Below are 6,104 nucleotides of genomic sequence, written 5' to 3'. Positions count from 1 at the left end.
GCGCACTCGTGGGTCTTGCGTTGCTTTCGACGCTCGCGGGAAATTTCCTGCTCGTCGGCAGCCTCGCGAACCTGATCGTCGTCGAGCGCGCAGAGGCGTTGGGCGTTCGCATTTCCTTCCGCGATCACGCCCGCACCGGCGTGCCGATCACGATTCTGTCCATGGCGATCGCCGGCCTTTGGCTGTGGTTCGGCGGCTACATGCCGCTTTGAACAACGCAATATCGCTCGTCGCGATGGAATCGAGCGGAACATTTCGTGCGGATCGCAGACTGCCGCGAGGGGTGACTTGAACCGGCCGAGCGCAGACGCCACATGAGTGACACGATTGCATAGAGACATTTAGGCGCGAACGTCCCGTGACGTCTCATTCCCAAGGATAAGTCATGACCCCTCAAGAGCGCGATTTGATCGAAGACCTCTTTCGGCGGCTCAGGGCGGCCGACACGGCGCAAACGGACCGCGACGCCCAAGGCTTGATCGGACAGCGCGTCGGCGAGCATGGGACGGCACCCTATCTTCTGGTTCAGACCGTCCTCGTCCAGGAACATGCACTCGCAAACGCCCAGGCGCGCATCTCTCAGCTCGAGTCCGACCTCGCGGAGGCACGGAAGAACGAGAGCCGTGCGCCGGATGCGTCGCGCAGCCAGCCGAGCTTTCTCGGGGCACTTGCGGGCAGCGGGCCTTGGGGCCGGCATGTCGATGCTGCTTCGCAATCCCCGTCGCTGCAGTCCCCACCGCAGCAGGGCCAGTCGTCGCGCCCTCAAGCGTTTCAGGCGGGTGCTGCCGGAGGCTCGGTGCCGTCGACGGCAGCACCATCGGGTGGCTTCCTCCAGTCCGCATTGTCGACGGCGGCGGGGGTTGCGGGTGGTGCGCTGCTTTTCGAGGGGATTCGCAGCCTTTTCTTCCACAATCCCGGCCCGTTTGGATCGGCTTTCGGCACCGGATGGGGATCCGGTGTCGGGATACCCGGCCCAGGCGTCAATGAAACCGTGATCAACAACTACTATGGCGACGATCCCAATGCCGGGAACATGCCCAACACGGTCGACACCGCCGACACACCCGACTCCTCGTCCGATCCATCCAATGCAAATGCGGATGACGCTGGCTTGCAGGATGCTTCGGACGTCGACTCGTCCGGTGTCGACTCGAGCGGCGATTTCGATGCCGGCGGCTCGGATTTCGGCGGCGGCGACCTCAATTCGATCTAAAATCTACGGGCCCGCCTGGTGCTGCAGTGCGCGCCTGCGCATATTTGCGGCCGCGCGTCATTTAGTGTGGCGAATCCGAAATTCGCCACACATGGGTGCGGGACCATGAGCGAATTTCGGATCCAAAGCACAGTAGAGCGATCTGTCCGACAATTGATGCCAGATTTCTCCGATCGTCATGCCCGCCCCCGGACTTCGATCCGGGGGTCAGACCCGGGCATCCACGTGCGTGTGACCACTCGATGAAAGATGTGGATGGCCGGGTCGCGGCCCTCGGCCGGCCCGGCCATGACGCCAAAGAGAACGAACCATCAGAATCCGCGCGCTCGCAATAAGTTGACTCTCGTGTGGTATTCGGATTTGAAGTTCCTAAGCCTTCTCGGCAACGTTGCGGTCTCCGATGTTCGAACAGCCCTTGTCCGATTCGAGCGATATCCGTGAGGCGATCCGGCTGGCGCGCGGCGTGTCCCGTATGCTGTCGGCACTCGGCTACGGCACGCTCGCGGAATTCACGCTCAATACCGGCCGGCGCGCCGACGTGATCGGGGTGAGCGGATCGGGCGATGTCGTGATCGTGGAAATCAAGACATCGGAAGCCGATTTCCGCAGCGACCTCAAATGGCCGGAATACCTCCCCTTTTGCGACAGCTTTTATTTCGCCGTGCCCGAAAGTTTCCCTCAGGCGATTCTGCCCGAGGAGTGCGGCCTGATCGTCGCCGACGCCTATTCGAGCGTGATACTCCGCCCCTCGCCCGAGTTGCCGCCCATGGCCGGATCGCGCCGGAAAGCGCTATTGCTGCGTTTTGCGCTGACGGCGACGAGCCGTCTTCAACGTCTCGTGGACCCGGAGGCTTAGTGTGGCTTTGAATCCGAAATTCGCTCACGGTCCCGCCCCCTAATGTGGCGAATTTCGGATTCGCCACACGAGCCGCTTTCCCTTAGCGGCCCATCCGCTCGATCGTGGCCGTGGTGCTCTGCCCCGGCGTAATTTCCGCAAGCATAATCCTGCCGCCGTAGCTCTGTACGAATTCAGCGCCAACGACCGTCGCAATCGTATAGTCCGCCCCCTTCACCAGTACGTCGGGTGCGATCGATTCGATTAGCTTTAGCGGCGTATCTTCGTCGAAGGTCACGACGAGATCGACAGTCGAAAGGGAAGCGAGAACGATCGCACGCTCGCTCTCGCGCTGGATCGGGCGACTTTCGCCCTTGAGGCGCCTCGCCGAGGCGTCACTGTTGAGCCCAACCACAAGCCGGTCGGAAGAAGCGCGCGCCTGCGCGAGCAGCGAGATATGGCCAGGGTGCAAAAGGTCGAAGCAGCCGTTCGTAAACGCGACTTTCAGGCCCTGGCGCCGCCAATTCTCAGCCTTGTCCGCGGCTTGGGCGAGCGAGACCACTTTGCGTTCGTGACTCATCAGTTCTTGGGCGTGAAGCGCTGCGAAGATCTCGTCGAGATGTGCGACCGCGGTACCCGCCTTGGCGACGACGATGCCGGCCGCGACGTTGGCGAGGTGTGCCGCCTCGATAAGCTCGAGACCGGCGGCGAGGGCAGCGGCGCAAGTCGCGACCACGGTATCGCCAGCACCCGAAACGTCGAAGACCTCTCGCGCCTCGGCCGGCAGGTTGTCGACCCGACCGTCGGCGGAGATCAGCATCATGCCGTCCGCACCGCGCGTCGCGAGCACGGCGGCGATATCGCATTCCGCGATTATGCGCCGCGCCGCCGCCTCGACTTCCGGTTCGCTTGACGTCGGCATATGGGTCGCCGCCGCGAGTTCCGCGCGATTGGGCGTCACGAGAAACGCACCGCGATAGCCGGTAAAGTCGACGCCCTTGGGATCGACGACGACGCGCTTCTTCCGCGCACGGGCGAGCTTGATCGTCTCCGCGACGACATCCGGCGTGAGAACGCCTTTGCCGTAATCGGAGAGGATCACCGTCTCGGCACCATCGATCGCGGCGGCAAGGTCCGCGATTAGCGCCACTTCGCTGCGCGCTGAGATGGGGCGGATCGTTTCCTGGTCGGTGCGAAGAAGCTGCTGGGCGCCCGCGACAAATCGCGTCTTCACCCCGGTATCTCGGCCGGCTTCGTCGAGAAGGCGGGACTCGACGCGGTTCTCAGCCGCAAGCAACGCCCGAACCTCCCGGCCCGTTGCGTCGTCGCCGAGAACCGAGACAAACCGTGCCGCAGCACCGAGGGCGGCAAGGTTACGCACCACGTTGCCGGCCCCTCCCAGCATGCTGCGTTCCCGCTCGATGCGCAGCACGGGGATCGGGGCCTCGGGAGAAACGCGCTCGACCGCACCGTAGACATAACGGTCGAGCATCACATCACCAAGACAGAGAACGCGCACGCCGGCGAGCCACTCCGCCTTGGCGGCAAGGGTTGAGCGATCGACGGTACTCACTCGGCTATGCTCCACAAGGCTCGGGCACTATTCGAACGTGCTGCGACGAGCGCGCGATCGGTGACCCGCATCGACCCGATTCTCCTTCGGAAACCCTCCCCTCCGGCATTTACGCGCCGCATCCGGCGGCGCCAATATCAAATGTCCCCGCGCGATAGTCCAGCGCGTTCTTGCCGCCGATATCGGCGTCGTCAGGTCGGTTCAATCGGACGTTTGCAGGAATTTGCGATTCGAACCCTCGAGTGCCAGTGCGGTGAGCACACCGCTCGCATAAGCACCCGTGTCGATCCCGATTCGATTGTGCCGTACCTGGGGTTCCCTGTTGATGGTGTGGCCGTGGACGACGATTTTCCCGTGATCGCGCTTGTCGTCGAGAAATACCTCTCGAATCCAAAGGATATCGTCGTCGCGTTGCGCCTCAGGCGCTATTCCGGGCCGGATCCCCGCATGGACGAAAAGATAGCCACCCTCGATGTGCAATCGCTTGAGATCGCGGAAAAAACGGAGATGTGCCGCAGGCAAATTCTCGCGAAATTGCCGATGCATATGCCCGAGCCGGCCGGAATGGGCGCCAAGGTCCGGGGCGCGGACGCCATAGCTATAAAGCGTTGCCTCGCCGCCGTTGATGAACCAGCCCGGCCCTATCATCTCGTCCTCGAAAAAGCGGAGGAGGAATTCCTCATGATTGCCCTTGAGGTGAATGGCCTCGAACCCCTCGAGGGGTCCTTCGAGAAGGAGATCGACCACTTGTCGCGATTGCATGCCGCGATCGACGTAGTCGCCGAGATAGACGATGCGTTTTCGAGGCGCCGACGAGCTTCGCGCATCCGCCACGATCAGCGCGTGGAGGCGTTCGAGGAGGTCCACGCGCCCATGAATGTCGCCCACCGCATAGATGCGGGAATCGGGCGGTACTTCCGCCCGGGGCTCAGCTCCGCGCCGAACCGGATCGATCAGTCGCCGAATCATTCCCTTGTCGATCTCCCTGGAGCCGTCTGGTTCATGCAAAAAACAGTCCGCACTCGGGTGGAGCGCCTGCAGTTGCCGAGCTCTTGGCGGCAGCGAGACTTAGGAGCTTCAAGTCCGAATACCGCATGACACCCCCGTCGCACCCGCCCTGCGCACCCCCTATTAAGTGGGCAAGGTCGGCCGGGCCTGCAATGCCCGCCCATACTCGCCAGCAGGGTCAAAAGTCAGGGAATCTCCCATTCCCGGCGCTTGGGCTGCGGCCGGCCGGATCGGGCATCAACCCTCGTAGGGTGCGGGAGCCGATCATGCCCAGTCCCGCCGCCCGGTACAAAACAAGACTTCGTTAACCGTTCGAACCGTAGGATCACGCGGGAAATTGCGTCCCTCGTGGCGCATTGGCGCCGGGGCTGGCCATTCGATGCCGATGCCCCTCCGAGGATGCGGCGAATGAGGATTAGGGCTGGACATGCTTAACGACCCCGGCCATGGCCAGCTGGAACACGCGGTGACGAGCGAGGACCGATGCTTGGCGGCCAATGGAACCGAAGCCTACGCCGGACAGCGCGAGCGGCGCTTGTCGCTGCGGCTTCTCAACTATTGGCGCCACCTTCGGGGGGTGCGGGAGTTTGCGACTTATCGCGAGATCGATTTCGGCGTGATCCCCGAAATCGCGCCGCACCTCTTCATCCTCGATGTTTCGAATCCGAGAGCGGGCGTGCCGGTCATGTATGTGGGCGAGGAGATGACGCGAACTTCCGTGCCGGGTGCGCAACCCTCAACGATCGCCGACGTGAGGCCGGACACGCTCCTTGGCAGATCCTCGTACTATTACGAGCAAGTGGTGCGTCGGCGATGCCCGATCACGATCGGCGGCGAGTTCGTGAATCCAGATGGCGCTGTGAGCATGTTTCGCAGCGTAATGGCGCCCCTCAGCGACGACGGCTTGATGATCGATGCCGTGCTCGGCGTGGGGAGCTGCAAGGTCAAGGGGCAATGAAGCGCTCAGGCGGGGCGATCCGGCCAAAGGACATGTCGCATGTCGAGTAACGCGCAAAAGAGTTTGACGTCATTTGAATTGCAAAGCTTCCAGGCGGGCAACTGGAAGATCGATTCGATCTATGACGACAAGGAACTCGCCATCGACATGGCGAAGCGTCTGTTGGGTGCGCGACGCGCGACCGCGATGCGCGTCGTCGAAGAGAGATTCGCAGACGATGGCGAGCTCAAGTCCCGCGTCGTTTTCCGCCAATCGCTCGTCGACGACACGAACGCCGAGGCGCTCGAGCGCAAGATCCAGGTCCAGAAGGAAGTGAAGGAAGCGCGGGATTCCCGTCACGGCACGGGGAGGCACCCGCTCGCGGTTGCCGGTGCCGGGACCAACACGACCGACGGCGTTGCATGGCTTTTCGTGAAGCTGATCGGGATCAGCGCCGTCGGGCTCGTTGCCCTTTTCGTCCTCAGCCGAATGATCTTTCACGGCTAAAGTGGCGAACTTCGGATTCGCCACACGAGCG

Annotated in this window: 7 protein-coding genes; 5 read left to right on the top strand and 2 right to left on the bottom strand. The window is 62.7% G+C overall.

Features of this window, described 5'->3' with window-relative positions; genetic code table 11:
• The 3 genes from VEJ16_04165 to VEJ16_04155 all read left to right on the top strand — a co-directional run.
• On the top strand, positions 1–212 hold a 212-nt coding region (locus tag VEJ16_04165), incomplete at its 5' end, for an anion transporter (protein HYB08842.1).
• Between the two features lie 173 nt (positions 213–385).
• Positions 386–1,213 (top strand): DUF2076 domain-containing protein, encoded by an 828-nt coding sequence (locus VEJ16_04160; GenBank protein ID HYB08841.1) that lies wholly within the window; start codon positions 386–388, stop codon positions 1,211–1,213.
• 400 nt (positions 1,214–1,613) lie between these two features.
• Positions 1,614–2,069 (top strand): MmcB family DNA repair protein, encoded by a 456-nt coding sequence (locus tag VEJ16_04155; GenBank protein ID HYB08840.1) that lies wholly within the window; start codon positions 1,614–1,616, stop codon positions 2,067–2,069.
• 82 nt (positions 2,070–2,151) lie between these two features.
• Here VEJ16_04155 and rfaE1 read toward each other — a convergent pair whose 3' ends face one another.
• Positions 2,152–3,621, bottom strand: a complete 1,470-nt coding sequence (rfaE1, locus tag VEJ16_04150) for a D-glycero-beta-D-manno-heptose-7-phosphate kinase (protein ID HYB08839.1) — start codon at positions 3,619–3,621, stop codon at positions 2,152–2,154.
• 201 nt (positions 3,622–3,822) lie between these two features.
• A complete protein-coding gene (locus VEJ16_04145) occupies positions 3,823–4,590 on the bottom strand; it encodes a metallophosphoesterase family protein (GenBank protein ID HYB08838.1) in 768 nt (255 codons plus the stop codon).
• 466 nt (positions 4,591–5,056) lie between these two features.
• Here VEJ16_04145 and VEJ16_04140 point away from each other — a divergent pair, with 466 nt between their 5' ends.
• Both VEJ16_04140 and VEJ16_04135 read left to right on the top strand, forming a co-directional pair.
• A complete protein-coding gene (locus tag VEJ16_04140) occupies positions 5,057–5,587 on the top strand; it encodes a hypothetical protein (GenBank protein ID HYB08837.1) in 531 nt (176 codons plus the stop codon).
• 39 nt (positions 5,588–5,626) lie between these two features.
• A complete protein-coding gene (locus tag VEJ16_04135; protein ID HYB08836.1) occupies positions 5,627–6,073 on the top strand; it encodes a hypothetical protein in 447 nt (148 codons plus the stop codon).
• The last annotated feature ends 31 nt before the right edge of the window (positions 6,074–6,104 follow it).

It is taken from the genome of Alphaproteobacteria bacterium (genome assembly GCA_035625915.1).
In the GTDB taxonomy this organism is placed as follows: Bacteria; Pseudomonadota; Alphaproteobacteria; order JACZXZ01; family JACZXZ01; genus DATDHA01.
This window is presented reverse-complemented; position numbering and strand designations above follow the sequence as displayed.